The organism is Bradyrhizobium sp. USDA 4473, assembly GCF_054063335.1.
The window spans coordinates 7,795,745-7,819,205 of record NZ_JBSSGE010000001.1; the positions used below are offsets into that span (position 1 = coordinate 7,795,745).

General features: G+C 66.0%; 22 protein-coding genes. 14 read left to right on the forward strand and 8 right to left on the reverse strand.

Going from position 1 to position 23,461, the window contains the following annotated elements; all coding sequences use genetic code 11:
* Window positions 1–151 precede the first annotated feature (151 nt).
* Together ACVW17_RS36510 and ACVW17_RS36515 are read left to right on the forward strand one after the other, a co-directional pair.
* Window positions 152–721: a glycosyl transferase gene (locus ACVW17_RS36510; RefSeq protein WP_456749628.1), complete on the forward strand. Its 570-nt coding sequence runs from the start codon at window positions 152–154 to the stop codon at window positions 719–721.
* Between the two features lie 53 nt (window positions 722–774).
* Complete coding sequence (locus ACVW17_RS36515; RefSeq protein ID WP_456798755.1) at window positions 775–1,716, forward strand: bifunctional helix-turn-helix transcriptional regulator/GNAT family N-acetyltransferase; 942 nt, start codon at window positions 775–777, stop codon at window positions 1,714–1,716.
* A gap of 138 nt (window positions 1,717–1,854) precedes the next feature.
* On the opposite strand, the gene moaB is transcribed toward ACVW17_RS36515, so the two are convergent.
* Together moaB and ypfJ are read right to left on the reverse strand one after the other, a co-directional pair.
* Window positions 1,855–2,418, reverse strand: coding sequence for a molybdenum cofactor biosynthesis protein B (moaB, locus tag ACVW17_RS36520; RefSeq protein ID WP_456749630.1), 564 nt, complete (start codon window positions 2,416–2,418; stop codon window positions 1,855–1,857).
* Window positions 2,419–2,546: 128 nt separating this feature from the next.
* Entirely contained in the window at window positions 2,547–3,485 is a 939-nt protein-coding gene (gene ypfJ, locus ACVW17_RS36525) for a KPN_02809 family neutral zinc metallopeptidase (protein WP_456798756.1), read from the reverse strand.
* A gap of 382 nt (window positions 3,486–3,867) precedes the next feature.
* On the opposite strand from ypfJ, the gene ACVW17_RS36530 reads away from it, so the two are divergent.
* Window positions 3,868–5,001, forward strand: a complete 1,134-nt coding sequence (locus tag ACVW17_RS36530; RefSeq protein WP_456749632.1) for a DNA methyltransferase — start codon at window positions 3,868–3,870, stop codon at window positions 4,999–5,001.
* 368 nt (window positions 5,002–5,369) lie between these two features.
* Window positions 5,370–6,056: a glutathione S-transferase family protein gene (locus tag ACVW17_RS36535; RefSeq protein WP_456749633.1), complete on the forward strand. Its 687-nt coding sequence runs from the start codon at window positions 5,370–5,372 to the stop codon at window positions 6,054–6,056.
* A 64-nt stretch (window positions 6,057–6,120) separates the two neighbouring features.
* Here the strand turns inward: ACVW17_RS36535 and ACVW17_RS36540 are convergent, their stop codons facing one another.
* Both ACVW17_RS36540 and ACVW17_RS36545 read right to left on the reverse strand, forming a co-directional pair.
* Complete coding sequence (locus ACVW17_RS36540; RefSeq protein ID WP_456799020.1) at window positions 6,121–6,324, reverse strand: DUF1127 domain-containing protein; 204 nt, start codon at window positions 6,322–6,324, stop codon at window positions 6,121–6,123.
* Complete coding sequence (locus ACVW17_RS36545; RefSeq protein WP_456749634.1) at window positions 6,302–6,745, reverse strand: nuclear transport factor 2 family protein; 444 nt, start codon at window positions 6,743–6,745, stop codon at window positions 6,302–6,304. The genes ACVW17_RS36540 and ACVW17_RS36545 overlap by 23 nt, the downstream gene beginning before the upstream one ends.
* A 149-nt stretch (window positions 6,746–6,894) precedes the next feature.
* Between ACVW17_RS36545 and ACVW17_RS36550 the strand changes: the two genes are divergently transcribed.
* On the forward strand, window positions 6,895–7,809 hold the full coding sequence (locus tag ACVW17_RS36550; RefSeq protein WP_456798757.1) for a LysR family transcriptional regulator: 915 nt from the start codon (window positions 6,895–6,897) through the stop codon (window positions 7,807–7,809).
* Window positions 7,810–7,990: 181 nt separating this feature from the next.
* Here the strand turns inward: ACVW17_RS36550 and ACVW17_RS36555 are convergent, their stop codons facing one another.
* On the reverse strand, window positions 7,991–8,611 hold the full coding sequence (locus ACVW17_RS36555) for a glutathione S-transferase family protein (RefSeq protein WP_456798758.1): 621 nt from the start codon (window positions 8,609–8,611) through the stop codon (window positions 7,991–7,993).
* A gap of 179 nt (window positions 8,612–8,790) precedes the next feature.
* On the opposite strand from ACVW17_RS36555, the gene ACVW17_RS36560 reads away from it, so the two are divergent.
* Complete coding sequence (locus ACVW17_RS36560) at window positions 8,791–10,056, forward strand: flavin-dependent oxidoreductase (protein WP_456798759.1); 1,266 nt, start codon at window positions 8,791–8,793, stop codon at window positions 10,054–10,056.
* 120 nt (window positions 10,057–10,176) lie between these two features.
* Here ACVW17_RS36560 and ACVW17_RS36565 read toward each other — a convergent pair whose 3' ends face one another.
* The 3 genes from ACVW17_RS36565 to mutY form a co-directional block, all read right to left on the reverse strand.
* A complete protein-coding gene (locus ACVW17_RS36565; RefSeq protein ID WP_456756305.1) occupies window positions 10,177–11,508 on the reverse strand; it encodes an IS1182 family transposase in 1,332 nt (443 codons plus the stop codon).
* A gap of 208 nt (window positions 11,509–11,716) precedes the next feature.
* The gene (locus ACVW17_RS36570; protein WP_456798760.1) at window positions 11,717–12,136 is read right to left on the reverse strand and encodes a PaaI family thioesterase; all 420 of its coding nucleotides are present in this window, start codon (window positions 12,134–12,136) and stop codon (window positions 11,717–11,719) included.
* Window positions 12,137–12,207: 71 nt separating this feature from the next.
* Window positions 12,208–13,320 (reverse strand): A/G-specific adenine glycosylase, encoded by a 1,113-nt coding sequence (gene mutY / locus ACVW17_RS36575; RefSeq protein ID WP_456798761.1) that lies wholly within the window; start codon window positions 13,318–13,320, stop codon window positions 12,208–12,210.
* A 139-nt stretch (window positions 13,321–13,459) separates the two neighbouring features.
* On the opposite strand from mutY, the gene ACVW17_RS36580 reads away from it, so the two are divergent.
* The 8 genes from ACVW17_RS36580 to ACVW17_RS36615 all read left to right on the forward strand — a co-directional run bounded on the left by ACVW17_RS36580 (window position 13,460) and on the right by ACVW17_RS36615 (window position 23,398).
* Entirely contained in the window at window positions 13,460–13,939 is a 480-nt protein-coding gene (locus tag ACVW17_RS36580; protein ID WP_456799021.1) for a DUF721 domain-containing protein, read from the forward strand.
* Between the two features lie 122 nt (window positions 13,940–14,061).
* Entirely contained in the window at window positions 14,062–14,718 is a 657-nt protein-coding gene (locus tag ACVW17_RS36585) for a DsbA family protein (protein WP_456798762.1), read from the forward strand.
* Between the two features lie 346 nt (window positions 14,719–15,064).
* Window positions 15,065–18,529 carry a chromosome segregation protein SMC gene (gene smc, locus ACVW17_RS36590; RefSeq protein WP_456798763.1) on the forward strand — a complete coding sequence of 1,155 codons (3,465 nt, stop codon included), beginning with the start codon at window positions 15,065–15,067 and terminating at the stop codon, window positions 18,527–18,529.
* Window positions 18,530–18,639: 110 nt separating this feature from the next.
* Complete coding sequence (locus tag ACVW17_RS36595) at window positions 18,640–19,647, forward strand: small ribosomal subunit Rsm22 family protein (protein WP_456798764.1); 1,008 nt, start codon at window positions 18,640–18,642, stop codon at window positions 19,645–19,647.
* 209 nt (window positions 19,648–19,856) lie between these two features.
* Window positions 19,857–20,417, forward strand: coding sequence for a LemA family protein (locus ACVW17_RS36600; RefSeq protein WP_092124555.1), 561 nt, complete (start codon window positions 19,857–19,859; stop codon window positions 20,415–20,417).
* A 34-nt stretch (window positions 20,418–20,451) separates the two neighbouring features.
* On the forward strand, window positions 20,452–21,693 hold the full coding sequence (locus ACVW17_RS36605) for a M48 family metallopeptidase (RefSeq protein WP_456798765.1): 1,242 nt from the start codon (window positions 20,452–20,454) through the stop codon (window positions 21,691–21,693).
* Window positions 21,694–21,857: 164 nt separating this feature from the next.
* Window positions 21,858–22,601, forward strand: coding sequence for a P-loop NTPase family protein (locus ACVW17_RS36610; protein ID WP_021076032.1), 744 nt, complete (start codon window positions 21,858–21,860; stop codon window positions 22,599–22,601).
* Between the two features lie 128 nt (window positions 22,602–22,729).
* Window positions 22,730–23,398 carry a hypothetical protein gene (locus ACVW17_RS36615; protein ID WP_456798766.1) on the forward strand — a complete coding sequence of 223 codons (669 nt, stop codon included), beginning with the start codon at window positions 22,730–22,732 and terminating at the stop codon, window positions 23,396–23,398.
* The last annotated feature ends 63 nt before the right edge of the window (window positions 23,399–23,461 follow it).

Sequence of the window (23,461 nt, forward strand, 5' to 3'; positions counted from 1 at the left end):
CATAGCGTGAGAACAAATCAAGAACATGAATCGAGAAATTCCACAGAACCTTGCTGCAAAATTCTGCAAGCGAACAGGCTGCTTTGAATATGACAAGGTGATAACACGGCCGGAGTTTCCAGAACCGTTTGAGCCACCGAAGCCTCAAATCATGCTGAGCGTGATCATTCCAACCGATGGCATCGAGCGCACCGCGGTCGCCACATTGGCGGCGCTGGTGCCGGGCGCGGCCGCCGGCGTCGTCCGCGAGGTGCTGCTGGTCGACCGCACCAATAGCGACGTGATGGAGCGCGTCGCCGACGTGGCCGGCTGCGGCTTCCTGCGGTTCGAGGGCACGCGCGCCGCGGCGCTGGCCGCCGGTGCGAAGCAGGCCCGCTCGCCCTGGCTGATGTTCCTGCATCCGGGCGCGGTGCTCGATGCCGGCTGGATCGAGGAGACCACCCAGTTCATCCAGATGGTGGCGGCCAGCGGCAAGGACCGCGCCGGCATCTTCCGCTACGCCCGCGCGCCCTACACCGACCCCGGCCTGCGCGACGGCCTCAAATTCGTCGCCCGCATGATCACCGGGCCCTCGGCCGAACAGGGCCTCCTGATCGCGCGCGAGCATTACGAGCGGATCGGCGGCTACCGGCCCGACGCCCGCCGCTCCGAGGCGCGGCTGCTGCGCCGGCTCGGCCGTTCCTCGCGCACCATGCTGCGCAGCCGGATTATGGTGGCGTAGCGCCTCGCGGACGGCTCTTGCGATTTATTTGATTGCGTCAAATAATCTGCTTGATGAGATCAAACTCCCAAGACGGCTCGCTTGCGAGCCAGGTCGCCGCGGTGCGCGGCTTCAGCCGGTTCTATACCCGCAAGCTCGGCATCATCGAGCCGAAGCTGCTGCATTCCCCGTTCACGCTGCAGGAAGCCCGCATCATCTACGAGCTCGCGCATCGCCCCGACTGCATCGCGACCGATCTGGTGCGCGATCTCGACCTCGATCCCGGCTTCGTCAGCCGCATGCTGGCGGCGCTGCAACGCCGTCAGATCGTGACACGCAAACCGTCGAGGGCCGACCGGCGCGTCAATCAGGTGGCGCTCACCGCCAAGGGCCGCGCCGCCGCCGCGGACCTCGAGCGCCGCTCGCGCAGCGAGGTCGGCGCTCTGTTGAAGCGGATCGACGGCAAGCGCCGCGCCGCCGTGGTGCGCGCGATGGGCACGATCGAGCGCGCGATGGAGCCGCCGGCGAACAAGCCGGCCGGCTTCCTGCTGCGCAGCCATCGCGTCGGCGACATCGGCTGGGTCATTTCGCGGCAGGGACGCGCCTATGCAGACGAATATGGCTGGGACATCAGCTACGAGGCACTGGTGGCCGAGATCTGCGCGCAATTCATCCGGTCGTTCGATCCGGCCCGCGAGCATTGCTGGATCGCCGAGGTCGATGGCGAGCCGGCCGGCTCGATCTTCCTGGTCAACGGCGGCGACCGGGTCGCCAAGCTGCGGCTGTTGCTGGTCGAGGAGGAGGCGCGCGGACTTGGCGTCGGTCGCGCGCTGGTCGAGCAATGCATCCGCGCCGCCCGCGAGATGGGTTACAAGAAGATGACGCTATGGACCCAGAGCATCCTGGTCGCCGCGCGCGGCATCTACGCCCGCGCCGGATTCCGCAAGGTGAAGGAAGAGAAGCACCACAGCTTTGGCGTCGACCTGGTTGGCGAGACCTGGGAGCTGGAGTTGTAGGCTCGCCTCATGCCCTGCCGTCATTCCGGGGCATCGCGCAGCGATGAGCCCGGAATCCATCGGCCACGTAACGCTGCGGCGCAATGGATTCCGGGCTCGTGCTGCGCACGCCCCGGAATGACGTGGATAGAGCCGATACTACGCGCTCGCGCCCTTCGCCTTCGGACGGCGCAGATGCTCATCGAGCCGCGGCATGATCTCGACGAAATTGCAGGGCCGCGTGCGGTAGTCGAGCTGCGCGGCCAGAATGCCGTCCCAGCCGTCGCGGCAGGCGCCGGGCGAGCCGGGCAGGCAGAAGATGAAGGTCGCGCCGGCGACGCCGGCGGTGGCGCGGCTCTGGATCGTCGATGCGCCGATCTTGGCATGGCTCAGCATGTGGAAGGCGATCGAGAAGCCGTCCATCCGCTTCTCGAACAGCGGCTCGACCGCCTCCGGCGTCACGTCGCGGCCGGTGAAGCCGGTGCCGCCCGTCGTAATGACGGCATCGACGCCCGGGTCCGCGATCCAGCGCCGGATCACCGCACGGATCGCCTCGACGTCGTCGGTGACGATCTCGCGCGCGGCGAGCGCATGGCCGGCCGCAGTGAGCCGGTCGGCCAGCGTGGTGCCCGACTTGTCATCCGCCAGCGAGCGGGTGTCGGAGATCGTCAGCACCGCGATGTTGAGCGGGATGAAGGTTTTGGATTCGTCGATGGAGGACATGACTCTAATCTTCTCGTCATGCCCGGGCTTGTCCCGGGCATCCACGTCTTCACACTCTATCAGAAGTAAGACGTGGATGGCCGGGACAAGCCCGGCCATGACGGTCAATACTTCGGGCGCCCCAACGACTACACTCCACCGCCGAACGTGTTGCAGGCCTGCACGGTACCCTGCTGGTAGCCGGTCATGAACCACTGCTTGCGCTGCGCGGCGGAGCCATGGGTGAAGGAATCCGGCACCACCCTGCCCGTCGCCTGCCGCTGCAGCGTGTCGTCGCCGATCGCGTTCGCCGTGGTCAGCGCGGCGTCGATGTCGCCGGCCTCGAGGAAGCCCGGCCGCTTCTTCTCCTCGCGGTTGACCCAGACGCCGGAGAGACAATCGGCCTGCAGCTCGACCTTGACCTGCAACGCGTTGGCTTCGGCCTTGCTGCCGGCCTGCTGCTGCAGCCGGTTCACGCGCGGGATGATGCCGAGCAGGTTCTGGATGTGATGGCCGGCCTCATGCGCGATGATATAGGCCGCGGTGAATTTGCAGGCGTTGCCGGAGCAGCCGCGGAAGCGGGTCTCGACCTCGCGGAAGAAGCCGGTGTCGAGGAAGATGGTCTTGTCCGGCGGGCAGTAGAACGGCCCCATCGCCGACTGCGCCATGCCGCAGCGGCCGCCATTGGTGGCGTTGCGGAACAGCACGATCTTCGGACCGGTGTAGCTCTGGCCCGAAGCCTGGAAGATCTCGCTCCAGCGATCGTCGATCTCACCCAGGATGCCTGATATCATGCTGCCCATCTCGTCGGTCGGGGCGCCACGCTTGACCTGGCCGCCCGACGCCTGCCGGTCGGTCTGATAGGTCGGCGCCTGGCCGCCGCCGGTGAGAATCTCGGCGCCGCCGATCAGGATGCGCGGATCGATGCCGAAGGCGTAGCCAAGCAGGCCGAGCACAATGACAGTGCCGATGCCGAGGCCGCCTCCGCCGCCCATCGGAATGCCGAATCCGCCGCCACCTCCGCCTCCGCCGCTGTCGTCGCGACGGTCTTCGATGTCGTCGCTGCGGCGGAAATCATCATAGCGCATGGCGGTTTCCCTTCATTCCAGTCGGCGACCCAACGTGGGACACACCAACTTAAAATTTCCATTCTGTTAATCAATATCCTGCCCGGCAATAATTGCCTAGTCCGGAAGACGCGCATCGCTCGCGGCGCAACCGGCTGCGAATGAGGCCGAATCTACCGGCTGAATCGTGCCGGTTTGATGATCGGCAAAACTTTTCGCCGAATGCGCTGATGTTGCAGCACAACGCCGACGGCCATGCGCCACGCCATTCAAAAGATGCTGCAATCTTTTGCATGAAGATTTCCAATTAAGTCGATTTTTACTTTGCCGGGTCAATGTGACGCCAGTCGGTTGTTTAGTCCCGCGTCGCCGACAGCGTCGCCTGAGTCAGAGTTCTTGAGTCATGGTAGTGTCGCGTCGCGGGGCGTCTGCAAGGGCGCCCCGCACTAAATTTGAGAGTGCCCCGTCGAGCCACATCGTCATTGGCGATTGCGTGGCCGAGTTGTCGAAGCTTCAGGCCGGCTCGGTCGACCTGGTGTTCGCGGATCCTCCCTACAATCTGCAGCTCAAGGGCGATCTCAAGCGTCCCGACGAATCGCATGTCGATGCCGTCAACGACGATTGGGACAAGTTCTCCTCGTTCGCTGCCTATGACGATTTCACCCGCGCCTGGCTTTTGGCCTGCCGCCGCGTGATGAAGCCGTCGGCGACGCTGTGGGTGATCGGCTCCTATCACAATATCTTCCGCGTCGGCGCGATCATGCAGGACCTCGGCTTCTGGCTCCTGAACGACATCGTATGGCGCAAGTCCAATCCGATGCCGAATTTCCGCGGCCGCCGCTTCACCAACGCGCACGAGACCATGATCTGGGCCGCGCGCGACGAGAAGGCCAAGGGTTACACCTTCAATTATGAAGCGCTGAAGGCCTCCAATGAGGACGTCCAGGCGCGCTCCGACTGGCTGATCCCGCTGTGCACCGGCGAGGAGCGCCTGAAGGGCGATGACGGCAAGAAAGTGCATCCGACCCAGAAGCCCGAGCAGCTGCTCGCCCGCGTGCTACTGTCGTCGTCGAAGGTGGGCGATCTCGTGATCGATCCGTTCAACGGCACCGGCACCACCGGCGCCGTCGCCAAGCGTCTCGGCCGCAATTATATCGGCTTCGAGCGCGACCGGACCTATGCCGCCGCCGCCGAAGCCCGCATCGCCGCGATAGAGCCGCTGCCGGAGGCAACGCTGGCGCCGTTCATGACCGCGCGCGAGGCGCCGCGCGTCGCCTTCTCCGAGCTGATCGAGCGCGGCATGATCGTACCCGGTGCCAGACTGGTCGACGCCAAGAAACGCCACGGCGCCCTGGTGCGCGCCGACGGCGCCATCATGCTCGGCGACAAGGTCGGCTCGATCCACCGCATCGGCGCGGTGGCCCAAGGCTCCGGCGCCTGCAACGGCTGGACCTTCTGGCACGTCGAGACCAAGAACGGCCTCAAGCTGATCGACGAGCTGCGCGCCGAGATCCGCTCCGAGATGGCGGTGGGCTGAGATCTCTCCGTCATTGCGACCGCAGGATAGATCTAGCGGCGAACAGAAGGCGGAAGCGAGACCTGTCCGACGCTTCCGCCTCTCTCCCTGTCATTCCGGGGCGCGCGCAGCGCGAGCCCGGAATCCATTGCGCCGCAAGCTCCGCGGCCTAATGGATTCCGGGCTCGCCGCTTCGCGGCGCCCCGGAATGACAGATAGAGAGATGACGCCCCCTCTTGAACGCGGCCCGCTGACCAGCGCGCCACGCGACCCTGATTCACAAACTCGTCGCTTGCGCATCGCAGCGAAGTTTGCGCATGAGGGGCCGTGCGGCCTTCCCCCCGCCGCGTCCCGAACCCGCCGGTCACAAGAATCAAGGGAGTCCCTTCATGATCAAATTCTATTTCAACGGCGCGCCGAACCCGACCAAGGTCGCCTTGTTCCTGGAAGAATCCGGCCTGCCGTTCGAGGCGATCCCGGTCGACACCCGCAAGGGCGAGCAGTTCGCGCCGGAATTCCTCAAGGTCAACCCGAACGGCAAGGTGCCGGCGATCGACGATGACGGCGTGCAGGTGTTCGACAGCAACGCCATCCTGCTCTACCTCGCCGAGGAGCACGGCAAGTTCCTGCCCGCCAACACCCCGGCCAACCGCGCCGCGACGCTGTCCTGGCTGATGTTCATCGCGACCGGGCTCGGCCCGTATTCGGGCCAGGCCGTGCATTTCAAGCATTTCGCGCCGAAGGACCTCGACTACGCCAACAACCGCTACCAGTACGAGGCGCATCGTCACTACAAGATCCTCGACGATCACCTGGCCAAATCGCGCTACATGGTCGGCGACAGCTACACCATCGTCGACATGGCGTTCTGGGGCTGGGCGCGGATGGCGACCTTCATCCTCGGCGAGGAAGGCTACGCCAAATATCCGAACGTCAAGCGGCTGGTCGACGAGATCTCGGCGCGGCCGGCGGCGGCGCGGGCGCTCGCGCTGAAGGACAAGCACACCTTCAAGGCCGAGATGGATGACGCGGCGCGCGACATCATGTTCGGTCACCTCAAGAACAAGGTGGCCTGACGCAGGTCGTCATTCCGGGGCACGCGCAACGCGCGTGAACCCGGAATCTTGACCAGAGTTCTTGTTACGGCGGCCAGTACGGCCTGCGCTTGTCGTCACTGCGACGATGGCAGATATCGGCACGGCAGACGCCGATATCCTGCAGTTCGCGCTCGCTCATGGTGGCGAGTTGCCGCCATGCGCGCCGGTTCTCACGCCACTGCCTGAACCAGATCCACGCCGCTGCGAGTGCAACCGTTGGTGTTTCAACCCGCGGCGCGAACCTCAGCGGCCGGAAACGGACCGAGGGCCTTCTCGGTCAGAACCGAGTCGCAATATTCCCTCACTTCCTTGATCCTGCCGCCGTCGAAGCGGAACACCAGGCAATAATCGTTGTCGTAACGCTGACCTTCCTTGGTGAGGTTGTTGCCCTTGGCCTCGACCACGACGATGTCGCCGTCGGCGATGATGCGATGCGCGACGGTGCGGCCGCGCTCGACCAGCCTGGAGCGGACATGGCCGTGCAGATCGGTCATGATCGATGGCTTGCCGGTGAAAGTGCGCGACCAGGAATATTGCCCGGTCACGGTCCAGGTCGCGTCGTCGGCAAGCGTTGCCATGAACAGCGATTTCTCGCGCACCGCGGGATCGGGGCTGCCCGCGATCACGAACATCTCCTGCACCAGTTTCTTGTTGTCGGCTGCGCTCATGGCGCGTCTCCTTCGATGGGTTGGCTTTGATGTGCAGCGTTCCGCACGCGAAGCAGTGTCCGCTTCGCGTGAGATCGCCTTGCCTTCCAATCCTGCGGTGCAGCCAGCCATTCTTCCAATCGATAGGTGATATGATATATATTCACCTAATGAATTTGAATTCGCTTGACCTCAATCTGCTGGTGGCGCTCGACGCGCTGCTGCGCGACGGCAGCGTCAGCCGCGCCGCGCTGCGGCTCAATCTGTCGCAGCCGGCGACCAGCCATGCGCTGCAGCGGCTGCGCGACCTGATCGGCGATCCCTTGCTGGTGCGCAACGGCGCGCGGATGGAGCTGACGCCGCGGGCGCAGGCGCTGCGCTCGCCGCTGGCACAGGCGCTCGATCAGGTGCGCACGCTGTTCGTGGCGGACGATTTCGACGCCACCCGCAGCGAGCGGCATTTCCGCCTGATGATGCCCGACCTCGCGGTCGAGCTGTTGATGCCGCCGCTGATGGAGAAGGTGACGCGGCTCGCGCCTCACGTCACCATCGACGTGGTGCCGTGGCGGAGCTCCACGATCTTCACGCCGGACTTCGCCCGCACCATCGATCTCGTAATCTCGATCGGCAATTCCTTCAAGGGCTTTCACCGCCAGCGGCTCTACACCGACATCGATGCGCTCGCGGTGCGGCGCGGCCACCCCGCCGGGGCGAAGCTGCGGAAGCGCGAAGCATTCCTCGCCGCGCGCCATGTCGCCGTGATCATCCGCGGCCACAACGAGGATCTGATCGACACCTGGCTGCGCGCCAAGGGCATCGAACGGCGGATCGCGCTGGTGGTGCCGGGCTATATCGAGGCGCTGCACGTCACCGCGCGCACCGACCTCGTCGCCTTCGTGCCGCGCCGGCTGATCGCGGCGCTGGCGAAGCAATTGTCGCTGATGATCGTGACCCCGCCGCTCGATCCCGGGATCGATGAGCAGCACATGTTCTATCCGACCCGGGCCCAGATGGATCCGGGCTCGATCTGGCTGCGCAGGCTGATGCTGGAGACGGGACGCGAGCTGGAGACAAGGAAGGCCTAGCCCGGGTCCATCCAACAGTCGTCCCTGCGAAAGCAGGGACCCATAACCACCGCCGCTAGTGATGAAGACGGCAGCGGCCCCAGCGTAGCACGACAACTGCGATTTGGGGTTATGGGTCCCGGCTCGCGCTTCGCTTGGCCGGGACGACATCGAACTTTTGCGACACCGAGTTTTTGGTGCCTTACGCCTTCACCTCCGCCAGCACCTTCTGCACCGCAGGGCGGCTCTCCATCGCCGCGCGATGCGCCTTCACCTTGGGCAGGGTCGCGATGTCGACGCCGTCGCCGTCGAGCCAGAGCGTCAGCGTGTAGAGATAGGCGTCGCCGATCGTGTAGTTCTCGCCCATCACCCACGGTCCCCTGAGCATGTCGCGTTCGATCAGGTTGAAGCAGGCGCCCATGGTCTTCGGGACCATGGTCTTCATGTCGGCGAATGACGTCTCCTGGGTCGCCCAGCGTGCGCCGCGCATCTTGTGGGCGTGACAGACATGCACCGTCGAGCAGAGATAGGAATTGAAGGCCTGCAGCCTGGCGAACTCGAAGGCGTCGTCGAGCGGTGCGAGCTTCGCCTGCGGATGGGTCTGCGCGATGTAGGCCAGCATCGCCGGGGTTTCGGTCAGCACGCCGCGGTCGGTCACCAGCGACGGCACGCGGCCCTTCGGATTGATCTTGAGATATTCCGGGCTGTTCTGCTGGTTGACCTTGAAATCGAGCCGCTCGACCGTGTAGGGCGCACCGGCCTCAGCCAGCGCGATGTGGGAGGCGAGCGCACAGGTGCCGGGGGCGGTATAGAGCTTGAACATGTCGATGTCCTCTGCGGGCCTTGTCGGTCCGTTGCGAACCCGACCCTCGCTTTTTATGAGATGCAGCGGACGTTAGCGGCAGCCCCCCTCGCCGTCCACCCCGCGCCGTGCCGCGGACCGGACCTTGCCCGCGGCACCGCCGCCATGCGATGACCATGGCCAATCGAGAGGGGCTTTTCATGACGGTGCTCATTGCAGGTGGCGGAATTGGCGGGCTGACGCTGGCACTCAGCCTGCACCAGATCGGCGTGCCCTGCCGCGTGTTCGAAAGCGTGCCGGAGCTACGGCCGCTCGGGGTCGGCATCAACGTGCTGCCGCATGCGGTGCGCGAATTGATCGAACTCGGCCTGCACGACGTGCTCGACGCATCCGCCGTGCGGACCCGCGAGCTCGCCTATTTCTCCAAGCACGGCAAGCCGATCTGGAGCGAGCCGCGCGGGCTCGAAGCCGGCTACAAATGGCCGCAATTCTCGATCCATCGCGGCCGGCTGCAACAGCTGCTGCTCGATGCCGCGACCGAACGGCTGGGTGCTGCGAACATCCTGACCAGCCACCACCTCACCGGCTGGACCGAAACCGCGGACGGCGTCCGCGCCGAGTTCATCGACAAGGCGACCGGCAAGCCCGCCGGCAGCTATGACGGCGCGGTGCTGATCGCGGCCGACGGCATCCATTCGGCGGTGCGCGAAAAACTCTATCCGCAGGAGGGGCCGCCGCTCTGGAACGGCCGCATCCTGTGGCGCGGCATCACGCGGGCGAACTCCTTCCTGACCGGCCGCACCATGATCATGGCCGGCCACGAGGTCCTGAAATTCGTCTGCTATCCGATCTCGAAAGAGGCCGGCCCGGACGGCAAGTTCGACATCAACTGGGTCGCCGAGCGGCACATGCCGCCGACCTATCAATGGCGCCGCGAGGACTATAACCGCACCGCCCGGCTCGACGAGTTCCTGCCGTGGTTCGAGAGCTGGAATTTCGACTGGCTCGACGTGCCCGGCCTGATCCGGAACTGTCCGCATGCCTATGAATATCCGCTGGTCGATCGCGACCCGATCCCGCAATGGACCTTCGGCCGCGTCACGCTGATCGGCGATGCCGCGCACCCGATGTACCCGATCGGTTCCAACGGCGCCTCGCAGGCGATCCTGGATGCGCGCACGCTGACGCGCGAGATCTTGGTGCACGGCCCGACGCATGCGGCCCTGGTGGCTTATGAGGCCGAGCGGCGGCCCGCGACCACGGATCTCGTGATGCTGAACCGCCGCAACGGCCCGGAACAGGTGATGCAGCTGGTCGAGGAGCGCGCGCCCAACGGCTTCGGCGTCGTCACCGAGGTGCTGTCGCAGCAGGAGCTGGAAGACATCGCCGCCAACTACAAGCGCGTCGCCGGCTTCCAGGTCGAGGGCCTGAACGCCAAGCCGCCGATCGTGCAGCGGGCGGGCTGACGCAACTCTCTACCCGTCATCCTGAGAGCTTGTGACGGATTCGGCTCCTGCGGAGTTTTTGGCGGCTGTTCGTCGCAGCAATTGGCAGGTTTGAGTTCGAGTTCGGCGATGACCCGTTGTTTAGGCTCTGGAGAGGCGGTTGCCTTGCAGGATGTTGTTGACGAGGGCGTACCAGAGCACGACGGCACGGACCTTTTCGATGCCGCGCACGGTCAATTGCCGCAGGTCCCAATTGCGCCAGCGGGCATGGATGCACTCGCAGATCGACCGGGACCTGTATCGGGCCTTGCCCTCTTCGCTCGCCATTCGCGCACGCCAGGCCAACACCCCCGGACCGTCGCCGCGCCGCGGTAGATAGGGATCGGTACCGTGCTTGGATTGAGTGGGCGGACAAAAGATATCGATGCCCTCGGCATAGGCCCATTCGATGTCCTCGGCACTGCCAAAGCCGCCATCGACGAGATGGTCCTTGGGCAACCCTCCGGGCCGCGCACGCTGCCGCTCCAGCATGGGACGCATCAGGCCGCGATCGGATCCGATGTTGCAAATTCTGGTGTCGACGACGATCTGCTCCCCGGCCACGCTCGTCACCTGCACGTTGTAGGCGGGGCGGAAGCCGCCGTTCGCCATCTTCATGACCCGTGCATAGGCGTCCGTCGTGGAGGCCCGCGGCTCCTTCGGCGTCTTGCCGTTGCCGCGACTTTCTTCGCGCTCCTTGCGCTGCTGCTTGATCTCGGCGAGCGCCGTCTGCGCCGCCTTCACCCGCGCGCTGCGTTCCCGCGCGGCCCGCTCCTTGGCTGCCCGGGCACGCTTATTGCTGGCGTCCGAGCGTGTGTCGACCTCGCGCTTGAGGTCTTCCACCACGGCCTCAGCCTGCGCCAAATGCTTATCCAGCGTCGCCTCGCGCCGGAACGAGGCGGCCCCGGCGCTGGCCCGGACCCGCATGCCATCCTGCGCCAAGGTCTCCAGATCGACGAGACCGGCCTTTGCCAACGCTGCCAGATGCTCACTGAGCAGTCGGTCAAGCAGATCGGCGTTGCCGACCCGGAAGTCTGCCAGCAGGTGATAGTTCACCGACACCCCGCCGCACAGCCAGCGATAGGCATCGTGGCTCTCGCACAGCCGCTCCAACGCCCGCGCGCTGCCAACGCCTTCGCTGGCGGCATAGAGCCACAGCGCCAGCAAAAGCCGGGGCGAGGTCGCGGGGTGACCGGGACGATCGCCGCGAGCCTTGATCCGGTCCTCCAACTCACTCAGATCAAGCTCTTCGACATAAGACCAGATCAGCCGCACCGGATGGTCTTCCCCGATCAGGCTCTCAATATCAACCGCTCGCAGCGCAATCTGGTCGCGCTGGGGCTCACGCAGCCGCGGAGCGCCGGGCAAGCCCGCTTCGACTGGTGGCTTCGCCTGCTCCGGCAGGTCCCCAAACAACTCATCGGCAGCCAACATCACCTCCCGCGAATCCATCATCGCCAGAGAATCACACCGCGCCGGCTTTCGGCTACAATGTTCGCTGAAACCCCAAAAAAATCACACCCTCTGAGGAGCGCGTAGCGCGTCTCGAAGGATGCACGGCCACCAGTGGGGCCGTCGACCCTTCGAGACGGCCGCGTTGCGGCCTCCTCAGGATGACGGGTTAGGTTGGGCGCAAGAGGCATCAGCGTAGCGCCCGCGACGCTTCAACCAGGCGGATGCAGCTGCTCGCCGTCGCGAGCAGCGTGCCATCTTCAGCCGTCAGCCGGCCCTCGACAAACGCGATGGTCTTGCCGAGATGCGTCACGGTGGCCTCGCCGGTGATCGGCCCGGGCCTGGCCGGCGCGAGAAAATTCACGGTCATCGTGATGGTCGTGGTGAACAGCCGGCCCTCGGTCATCACGAATGCCGCCGGGCCCATCGTGTCGTCGAGCATCGAAGACAGCATGCCGCCCTGGATGAAGCCGGCCGGATTGCAAAAATCCGGCTTGCCATCGAAGGTCATCTTGATCCAGCCGTCCTGCGGACGCGCGTCGATCAGGCGCCAGCCGAGCAGTTTGGCGACAGGCGGCATCGGGATGCGGTCGAGCGCAGTTGCGATCATGGCGGCCTCCGTTGTTCCGGAGGTCGTAGCCGAGCGCTGCTGCCAGCATGGTGTCAGCAGGTCATCATCTCCTAGAGATCCAGCCCGTGCGCGACGACCTTGCGCATCAAATTCGGAAACGCCTCGCCATCCAGCGTCGCCACCGGCACCCAGCGCATGCCGGCCGGCGCGCGGGTCCGCGACGGAACACTGGCGGCATAGACGACGAGCTCCAGCGGGAAATGCGTGAACACGTGGGTCACGACGCCCGTCTTGCGGTGCCAGCGGGTGACGCCCTTGAGTTCCGGCGCCTGCGCCAGCGCGGCCGCATCCTCCTGCCCGGCAAGCCACGCTGATCCCGGCACTTCGGTCATGCCGCCGAGCAGCCCCTTTTCCGGGCGGGAGCGCACCAGCAATTCGCCGCCCCGCGTCACCACGAAGGCGGCGCCGCGGCGCAGGGTACCGTTCTTCTTCGGTGCCTTGCGCGGGAAGGTCTCCTGATCGCCGCGGCTGCGGGCAGCGCAATCGCCATTCAGCGGACACAATGCGCAAGCGGGCTTCTTCGGCGTGCAGATGGTGGCGCCGAGATCCATCAGGGCTTGCGCGCTGTCGCCGGCGCGAGACTTCTCGTCGCCGGCGCGGGACGGGCCGAGCAAGGTCGCCGCCATCTCCCTGATCAGCGGCTTGGCCTGCGGCAGCGCCTCTTCGATCGCATAGAGCCGGCTGACCACGCGCTCGATATTGCCGTCGACCGGCATGGTGCGGCGGTCGAATGCGATCGCCGCGATCGCCGCCGCCGTGTACGGCCCGATGCCGGGCAGCCGGCGCAGGCCGTCCTCGGTGTCCGGAAAGGCCCCGCCGTGCTCGCTCAGCACCGCGACCGCGCAGGCGTGCAAATTGCGCGCCCGCGAATAATAGCCGAGCCCGGCCCACATCCTGAGCACGTCGTCGAGCGAGGCGCGGCCGAGCGCGGTCACATCGGGCCAGCGCGACACGAATTTCTCGAAATAAGGCCCGACCGCCCGCACCGTGGTCTGCTGCAGCATGATCTCCGACAGCCACACGCGGTAGGGATCGGCGAGCTCCCCCGCCGCCGCGCGCCACGGCAATTGCCGGCGATGCCGGTCATACCAGGCCAGCAGCTGGGCCGGGCGGTCGGTTTCCTGGTCGGTCGATTTGGTTTTGGCGGCCGCGCGAGAGCTCATGGACGTATCTTAAGGCAAATCTCGCCACGTCATGCCCGGGCTTGACCCGGGCATCCACGTCTTTCTTTGTCCAGACCGAAGCGCGGCCACAATGATGAACGAGGTTTCAGCCGCGTCGCCGCCGCACTATAACCCTGCCATGTCCAAACCCGGCCCGATCAGCGCAAAGCCCCTGTCGATCCTGCTCAGCGACGTCTTCAAGGACGCCTATGCCAAGCAGGGCTTTGCCGCGCGCGAACTGGTGACGCGCTGGGCCGAGATCGCGGGCGACCGGATCGCGCCATATTGCGAGCCGATGAAGATCCAGTGGCCGCGGCCGGTGGAGGGGCAGCCGCAGGAGCCGGCCACCCTGGTGCTGCGGGTCGAGGGGCCGATGGCGCTGGAGATCCAGCATTCCTCCGACGTCATCCTGGAGCGGGTGAACCGCTTCTTCGGCTGGCACGCGGTCGGCCGCCTGACGATCCGCCAGGCCCCGCTGTCGCGCCGCAGCCGGCCGTCGCGGCCGCGCCCGCCCGACGCCAAAATCGTCGCCCGGGAGGCGGCAAACCTGGAAGCCGTCGAGGACGCCGATCTGCGCGCGGCGCTGGCCCGGCTGGGTGCCACGATCAAGCGAAATTGACGCTTTTCGTAGGGGCGGCCGCGAGACCGCGGCATTGCCACAATGGTGGTTTCAAGCTAGCGAAGGCTTCTTTTTTCGGGACCCTTCATTCCGGCGTGCATGCGCCAATCCGGGAGCTGACCTTGATCATCACGCGCCGCGCTTTCACCACCGCTCTCTCGCTGACCGGGCTTGCCGCCCTCGCCGGGCTGTCGCCGCTGCGCCTGATCTCTGAGGTGTTCGCGCAGACCGCCGCCGAGGTCGCCAAGCCGCAGTCGCTGCCGGACATGGGCCTCGGCCCGCAGGACGCCAAGGTGACCATCGTCGAATACGCCTCGATGACCTGCCCGCACTGCGCCAATTTCAACGAGACCGTGTTCCCGAAGATCAAGTCGACCTACATCGACAGCGGCAAGGTCCGTTACGTGTTCCGTGAATTCCCGCTCGACATCAAGGCCGCCGCCGGCTCGATGCTGGCGCGCTGCATCGCCAAGGACGACGCGCCCAAATTCTTCGCCGTGATCGACCTCCTGTTCCGCCAGCAGAACGACTGGGTGGTCAAGAACACCACCGAGACGCTGACGCGGATCGGCAAACAGGCCGGCCTCAGCCAGCAGCAGGTCGAGGACTGCCTGAAGGATCAGAAGCTGCTCGACAAGATCGCCGCCGACCAGAAATACGCCAACGACGTGCTGAAGGTGAACTCGACGCCGACCTTCTTCGTCAATGGCGAGATGCTGAAGGGCGAGACCTCGTTCGAGGAGTTCAGCAAGCACATCGATCCGCTGCTGAAGAGCTGATCGCGCATCTTCGATGCCCGACGACGTCGTGCCCGCTTCCGAGTCGGGCACGATAATTGTGGATGACTTGCGGTCACGGCATGCGGCCGTCGCATGATTTGGTTGTTGAAAACCTGATTCGCGTGCTGCGAATCTCCGGGGACATGCAGAGGCCACAAAACCCCTGCAAATCCCTTGTAAATCCCTTGGGAAAAGCTTGGTCAAGCGGTTGCCCTGACGCACAGGCATCGCCATTGTCGCCGCTCATGAGAGCTGCACGCAGCTATTCAACCCAGACACCGACATTGCCATCCATGGTATTGTCACGGCAGGGAGATTCGCGCCCGGCCAAACGAGATTTGTGTACATGAAGCTCACGCGCCTCCGCCTGCACGGTTTCAAGTCTTTCGTTGAACCCACCGATTTCATGATCGAGCCGGGCCTGACCGGCGTCGTCGGACCGAACGGCTGCGGCAAATCCAATCTCGTCGAAGCGCTGCGCTGGGCGATGGGCGAGACCTCGCACAAATCGCTGCGCGCCGCCGACATGGATGCGGTGATCTTCGCCGGATCCGGCAATCGCCCGGCGCGCAATCACGCCGAAGTCGTGATGACGATCGACAATTCCGATCGCTCGGCGCCGGCCGCTGTCAACGACAGCCAGCTCTTGGAAATCTCCCGCCGCATCGAGCGCGAGGCCGGCTCGGTCTACCGCATCAATGGCCGCGATGTGCGCGCCCGCGACGTGCAGATCCTGTTCGCCGACGCCGCCACCGGCGCGCGTTCGCCGGCGCTGGTTCACCAGGGCAAGATCGGCGAGATCATCCAGGCCAAGCCGGAGCAGCGCCGCCGCGTGCTGGAAGACGCCGCCGGCGTCGCCGGCCTGCATGCCCGCCGCCACGAGGCGGAACTGCGGCTGAAGGCGGCCGAAACCAACCTCACCCGCGTCGAAGACGTGATCGGTCAGCTCACCGGCCAGATGGAAGGCCTGAAGAAGCAGGCGCGCCAGGCGATCCGCTACCGCGAGGTCGCGGCCAAGGTACGCAAGTCCGAGGCCATGCTGTTCCATCTGCGCTGGATCGAGGCCAATGCCGACGTCAACGACGCCGCGCACACCCACGATCTCGCCGTGCGCGAGATGGCGGAACGCACCCAGCATCAGGCGGAAGCCGCGCGCATCCAGGCGATCCGCGCCACCGAACTGCCCGCGCTGCGCGACGCCGAGGCGCGCGCCGCCGCCGGCCTGCAGCGTCTGACCAATGCGCGCGAGATGCTCGACCGCGAGGAGCAGCGCGCCAAGGAGCGCGTCGGCGAGCTCGATCGCCGCCTGACCCAGTTCGCCCAGGACATCGCGCGCGAGCAGCAGCAGACCTCGGACGCCGACATCGCGCTGCAGCGGCTCGACACCGAAGACGCCGAGCTGAAGGAAGAGATCAAGTCGCGGGTCGAGAAGCGGTCCGGCGTCGACGAGCGCGTCGCCGAGGCCGAGGAGATCCTGGCCGCGACCGAGCGCCAGTTCTCCGAGCTGACCACGCAGCTCGCCGACCTCACCGCCAAGCGCAACCAGCTCGAAGCCGGCGTCCGCACCCATCGCGACCGGCTGGCGCGGCTCGACCAGGAGATCGCCAACGTCCAGGCCGAGGAATCCAAGCTCGCGCAGGAGACCGGCAATCTCGGCGACATCGACGCGCTCGCCGCCGCCATGGAGATGGCGCAGCAGACGCTCGCCGAATCCGAGGCGGCGGTGCAGGAGAGCGAGGCGCATCACGCCGCCGCGCGGCAGACGCTGGAATCCTCCCGCAATCCGCTGGTCGAAGCCGAGAAGCGCGTGCAGCGGCTCGAGACCGAAGCCCGCACCATCTCCAAGCTCGTCACCAGCGAGACCAAGAATCTGTGGCCGCCGATCATCGACGGCATCACGGTCGCGAAGGGCTATGAAAAGGCGATCGGCGCCGTGCTCGGCGACGACCTCGATGCGCCCGTGGATTCCTCCGCGCCGATGCGCTGGACCAATGTCGGCGAAACCGCAGGCGATCCGGCGCTGCCCGACGGTGTCGAGCGGCTGGCGGATCACGTCCAGGCGCCGCCGGAGCTGGCGCGCCGCCTGGCCCAGATCGGCGTGGTGGCCAAGGAACGCGGCGCAGACCTGGTGTCGCAGCTGAAGACCGGCCAGCGGCTGGTGTCGCTCGAAGGCGATGTCTGGCGCTGGGACGGCTTTGTCGCCGACGCGCATGCTCCGACCGGCGCCGCGCGCCGGCTCGCCGAGCGCGCCCGCCTGGTCGATATCGAGCATGAGCTGGAACAGGCCCGCATCGATGCCGCCGCCAAGCGCCAGGCGCTGGAGACGGCCGAAGAAGAACTGCGCTCGGCGTCCGCTGCCGAGGGTGCCGCGCGCGAGGCCGTGCGCGCCGCCCGCCGCGAGACCGACGCCGCGCGCGAGCGCCATGCCGCCACCGAGCGCGAGATCAACCGCCACTCGGCCCGCAAATCGGCGTTGACCGAGGCGCATAGCCGTGTCGCCGCCGATCGCGCCGAGGCCGAAGCCGCGCATGAGAGCGCGGTCGCTGCGCTGTCCGAACTGCCGCCGGGCGTGGAGACCGAAGCCCAGCTCGCCGCGGTTCGCTCCGAGATCGACAACCAGCGCCGGGCCGCGGCGCAGGTCCGCGCCGAGGCGCAGGCGCTCGCCCGCGAGGCCGAGCTGGCCGACCGCCGCGTGCAGGCGATCCTCGCTGAGCGCAATGAGTGGCAGAACCGCAAGACCAGCGCCGCCTCGCAGGTCGGGACCATCGAGGCGCGCATCGCCGAGGTGTCGGCCGAGCGCGAGGAGCTGGCCAATGCGCCGGAAGTGTTCGCCGAGAAGCGCAGCGCGCTGATCTCGGAGATCGAGCACGCCGAAGGCGATCGCCGCATCGCCGCCGACGCGCTGGCGACCGCGGAAGCCGCGATGGCGGAAACCGATCGCGTCGCCAGGGCCACGCTCGAAGCGCTGTCCTCGTCCCGTGAAGCCACCGCACGCGCCGAAGAGCGCATGGAAGGCACCCGCCGCCGCCTCGCCGATATCGAGCGCGAGATCCACGACATGCTCGAGGTCGAGCCCAGCGCCGTCATCGCCATGGCCGAGATCGAGCCCGGCGCGGAGCTGCCGCCGGTCGCGCAGGTCGAGGAAGAGCTTGAAAAGCTGCGCCGCGACCGCGAGCGGCTCGGCGCCGTCAATTTGCGCGCCGAGGAAGAGCTCAAGGAAGTCGAGACCCAGCACACCGCGCTGACCACCGAACGCGACGACCTCGTCGAGGCGATCAAGCGGCTGCGCCAGGGCATCCAGAGCCTCAACCGCGAAGCGCGCGAGCGCCTGCTGACCTCGTTCGAGACCGTCAACAACCACTTCAAGCGGCTGTTCACCGAGCTGTTCGGCGGCGGCGAAGCCGCGCTGCACCTGATCGAGAGCGACGATCCGCTCGAGGCCGGCCTCGAGATCATCGCCAAGCCGCCAGGCAAGAAGCCGCAGACGCTGTCGCTGCTGTCGGGCGGCGAGCAGGCGCTGACCGCGCTCTCGCTGATCTTCGCGGTGTTCCTCACCAACCCGTCGCCGATCTGCGTGCTGGACGAAGTCGACGCGCCGCTCGACGACCACAACGTCGAACGATTCTGCACCCTGCTGCACGAAATGACGGGCTCGACCGACACCCGCTTCATCATCATCACGCACAATCCGATCACGATGGCGCGGATGAACCGGCTGTTCGGTGTCACCATGGCCGAGCGCGGCGTGTCGCAGCTGGTCTCGGTCGACCTGCAGGGCGCGGTCGACATCCTCGACCAGAACGTGGCGTAAAGTTGGATTCCGTCATTCCGGAATGGTCCGAAGGACCATATCCGGAATCTCGAGATTTCGGGTTCGATGCTGCGCATCGCCCCGGAATGACGTGCAGATGACGGCGAGCCATGACCTCACCTGACCTGCCTGCTGAACTCAAGGCGGCCCTCAACACGCGCCTCGAAGGCCTGTCGCGCAGCGACGCCGCCGGCCGCGCCGCGGTGATCTCGCAGACCTACCGCGACGGCGGCGGCTCCGGGACGATCAGGACCGAGACCGATGCGCTGGCTTACACGCTGGCGCGGATGCCGGCGACCTACGCCGCCGTGGTGGCGAGCCTCAATGCGCTGACCGAGATCAGGCCGGAGTTCGCGCCGGCGAGCCTGCTCGATGTCGGCGCCGGCCCGGGAACCGCGACCTGGGCCGCCGCTGAGACATTCACGTCGCTCAAGGGTTTCACCCTGCTCGACGCCAACGGCGCGTTGCGGACGTTGGCCGAGGGGCTGTTTCGCGGCAGCGTTCGCCTGCACGACATCAGCTATCAACTCGGCCAGGCCCGCGCCTTGCTGGACAAGGCCGATGCCGCCGATCTCGTCGTCGCCAGCTACATGATCGGCGAGCTCGGCGACGCCGAGCGGACGGCGCTGGCCGATGCGCTGTGGTCAAAGACTCGCGACACGCTGCTGGTCGTCGAACCCGGCACGCCGGTGGGCTATGCGCGGATCATCGCGCTGCGCGCACGATTGATCGCCGCCGGCGCGCATGTCGCGGCGCCCTGCCCGCATGACGGCAGCTGTCCGCTGGTTGCGCCGGACTGGTGCCATTTCTCGCAGCGCCTGCAACGCTCGCGCGCGCATAGGCAGGTCAAGGGCGCCGACGCCCCGTTCGAGGACGAACGCTTCGCCTATGTCGCGCTGAGCCGCGCGCGCGTTGAGAACAGGTCGTCGCGCGTTCTGGCGCAGCCGGATGTCGGCAAGGTCGAGATTGCGGCCAAGCTCTGCACGCCCGAGGGCGTCGTCGTCACCAGGGTGCCGCGCCGCGCCAAGGCCGATTACGCCCACGCCCGCAGATGGCGCTGGGGCGATGCCATCGAGACACCCCTTGCGGGTCGTCCCGGCGAAGGCCGGGACCCATAGCCACCGATCTCGATTGTGAAGCAAAGCCGACGCCGCTTGTGCCCTTTCCACGGGCCGCGGCGTATGGGCGGCCTTCGCCGGGACGACGTGTTGAACCCGTTCGCGTCCATCACCGACCAACGCTTTGCCCACCTTTTCGCGGCGGGCTGCCCTGCGCCCCGATCCTGGGCTACGGTGCCGCCGTCTCGTCCATCAGGAGTTGCCCTGTCATGTCGACCAGCTGGATCGTTATCGGCGTCATCGTCCTTCTCGTGCTGTTTGCGTTCGGCGCCTACAACCGCCTCGTCGCGCTCGGTCAGCGGGTCAGCCAGGCCTTTGCCGATATCGACGTGCAGCTCAAGCAGCGCCACGATTTGATCCCGAACCTGGTCGAGACCGTGAAGGGCTATGCCGCGCACGAGCGCGGTACGCTCGACGACGTCATCAAGGCGCGCAATTCGGCGATCTCGGCGCAGGGTCCGGCCCAGGTCTCGGCGGCCGAGAACCAGCTCTCCGGCGCGCTCGGCCGGCTGATCGCGCTGTCGGAGGCCTATCCGGACCTCAAGGCCAACGCCAATTTCCAGCAGCTCGCCTCCGAGCTGTCCGATCTCGAGAACAAGATCGCTGCCAGCCGCCGCTTCTTCAACAACGCGGTCCAGGAATACAACACCGGCATCCAGCAGATGCCGGCAGCATTGTTCGCCGGCATGTTCGGTTTCACCCGCAAGGATTTCTTCGACCTCGGCGCCAGCCGCACGGAGGTCGAGGCGGCACCGAGCGTGAAGTTCTGAGGCGCGACGCGCGCCGGCGAGAGGCTGCTCCGTCATGGCCGCCTATGGTCTCTACACGCATATCGCATCGAACAAGTTTCGTTCGATGTTGCTGCTCGCCGGCCTGTTCCTGCTGATCTACGTGCTGGTCTATGCCGGCGCACTGGTCGCAGAGGTGGTGATCGATAGCGGCCGCACGGTCGACTATTACCTGGCGCGAGCCTCGCGCGACCTGATGTCGGCGTTCCCGTGGGCGACGATCGCGGCGGCGGCCTGGATCGTGATCGCCTATTTCTTCCACCAGAAGATGATCGACGCGGTCACCGGCGGCGAGAGCGTGACACGGCAGCAGCAGCCGCGGCTCTACAATCTCTTGGAAAATCTCTGCATCTCGCGCGGCATTCCGATGCCGAAGTTGAAGGTGATGGACAGCCCGGCGCTGAATGCGTTCGCGACCGGGCTGAACCCGCGGCAATACGCCATCACGGTCACCACCGGGCTGTTGAAGGCACTGAACGATCAGGAGATCGAGGCCGTGCTCGGCCACGAGCTCACCCATATCAGGAACGGCGACGTGCAGCTGATGGTGATCGCGGTGATCATCGCCGGCGTGGTCGGCTTCTTCGGCGAGCTGTTCTTCCGCCTGTTCACAAACCTGTCGTGGAACTCGAGCGGCGGCGGAGGCGGCTGGTCGTCCTCGTCATCCTCCCGATCGTCATCATCCTCGGACCGCGACAGCAAGGGCTCGGGCGGCGGCGCGATCGTCGTGATCATCATCGCGGTCGCGTTGATCGTGCTGGCCTGGCTGCTGTCGCAGGTGGTCAAGCTCGCGCTGTCGCGGTCGCGCGAATTCCTCGCCGATGCCGGCTCGGTGGAGCTGACCAAGAACCCCGATGCGATGATCTCGGCGCTGCGCAAGATCGAGAACCGTGGCGAGCTACCGGACGCCACCTCGGCCGTGATGGAACTTTGCGTCGACAACCCGCGCGAGGGCTTTGCCGACCTGTTCGCCACCCATCCCTCGGTGAAGTCCCGGGTCGATGCCCTGGTCAAATATGCCGGCGGCCACGATCCCGGACCGCTGGCGCTGCCGGATGAGACGTCGGACGCGACGCAGGCACAGGACCAACCGTCCGCACCGGGCGGCCAGCCTCCGCCGGTGACCCATGGCCCGTGGGGCGACGTGCCGCCCGCGCAACCGAACGCCCCGCCGCCGCTGCCGGGCACAGGCCCCGCGCAGGGACCATTCGAGCCGCTTCAGGGACCGCTTCAAGGACCTTGGGGCCGGCATCGCTGATTGCACGCTAGGCACCTCAGTCCATTAAGGAAATCCCCACCAAACCGATTGCGGACACCTTCAGGAATTGAATTCTCCCTCGTTTCTGCCATGTTCGCGCCCAAAGCAGTGTGGGGACTTGCCGATCGCCATCGCGGTCGGGAGCGCGCTTTCAAGGGATTTCCATGGCAAAGCCGGTTGTGATCGTGGTGGGCGCTGACAAGGGCGGGGTCGGCAAGACCACCGTCTCGCGGACGCTCCTGGACTATTTCAGTGCCAACAATGTGCAGACCCGGGCGTTCGACACCGAATCGCCGCGCGGCACGCTGAAGCGCTTCCACCCCGACATCACCGAGATCGTCGACATGACGACGACCGCGGACCAGATGAAGATCTTCGATACGCTGAACTCGGGGCCCGCGGTCACCGTGATCGACGTCCGCGCCGGCCTGCTGTCGCCCGCGCTGGCCTCACTGCGCGACATCGGCTTCCTCGACGCGGCACGCTCCGGCCAGATCACCTTCGCCGTGTTCCATATCCTCGGCCCGTCGATCGCCTCGCTGGACGAGATCGCCGAGACCGCCGGCTTCATGGGCGGGGCGAAGTATTTCCTGGTGAAGAACTTCATCAACGACACCCAGTTCTTCCAGTGGGACCAGGCGACCTACAATTCCTACTTCCACCGCATCAAGGATGCGACCGACCTCACGATCCCCAAGCTCAACGAAATGGCTTACGAGCAGGTCGAGGTCTCCTCGGTCCCGTTCCTGAAATTCGTCGCCAACAAGGGCATCAACGACGACGCCGCCAACTACTCCTTCGTGCTGCGCGGCTATGTCCGGCACTGGCTCGCCAATGTCTGGAGCGAGTACGACCGGATCAAGCTGACCGACCTGGTCGGCGCCAAGTCGGCCAAGGGCGAAAAATAGTCGCTGCCAGGGCAGCGAAAAGTCGCGCCCGGGGGCAACGAAAAAGTCGCGCCCGGCAGCGAAAAATCGCGCATCGGGGACAGCGATGGGGCTGGATTAGACGAAAATTTGGCCTGATATAGCGGGCGATGTCCTCCACGCCCGTTTACATCATCTGCTCGCCCCGCCCGCAGGTCGGCAAGACGCTGATCGCGCGGCTGCTCGGCGAATTCCTGCTGCTCAAGAACGGCGATGTGGTCTGCTACGACATCAACCTGAAGGAGCCGTCGCTGCTCGACTATCTGCCGCGGGTCACCGAAACTGCGGATGTGATCGACACCTACGGCAAGATGCAGCTGATGGACCGCGTCATCGTCAATGACGGTGTCGCCAAGGTGATCGACCTCGGCTACCACGCCTTCGACGAATTCTTCAAAATGTGCGACCAGATCGGGCTGATGAAGGAGGCGCTGCGCCGCCACGTCGCGCCGGTCATCCTGTACGTCGCCGACACTGACCGTGCCTCGGTGCGCGGCTACCAGACGCTGGCCGGCATGATCCCCGCGAACGGGCTCGTCGTGATCGACAATGAATTCGTGGTGCGTGGTGAGCTGCCGCCGGTGATGGCCGCGAGCCGGGTGCTGCGCTTCCGCGCGCTGCCGGTGTTCCTGAAGACCTATATCGACCGGCTGAACTTCTCCTTCACCGGCTATCTGCGCCAGGAGAAGGATTCATCGACCGAGCTGCATCAGTGGATCCGGAAGAATTACACGACGTTCCGGGATCTCGAACTGAGCGTGCTGTTGCAGCGGGGCTAGCTGTCGTCCCGGCGCAGGCCAGGCGCAGGCCGGGACGCATAACCACCGCTATGCATTTGGCGA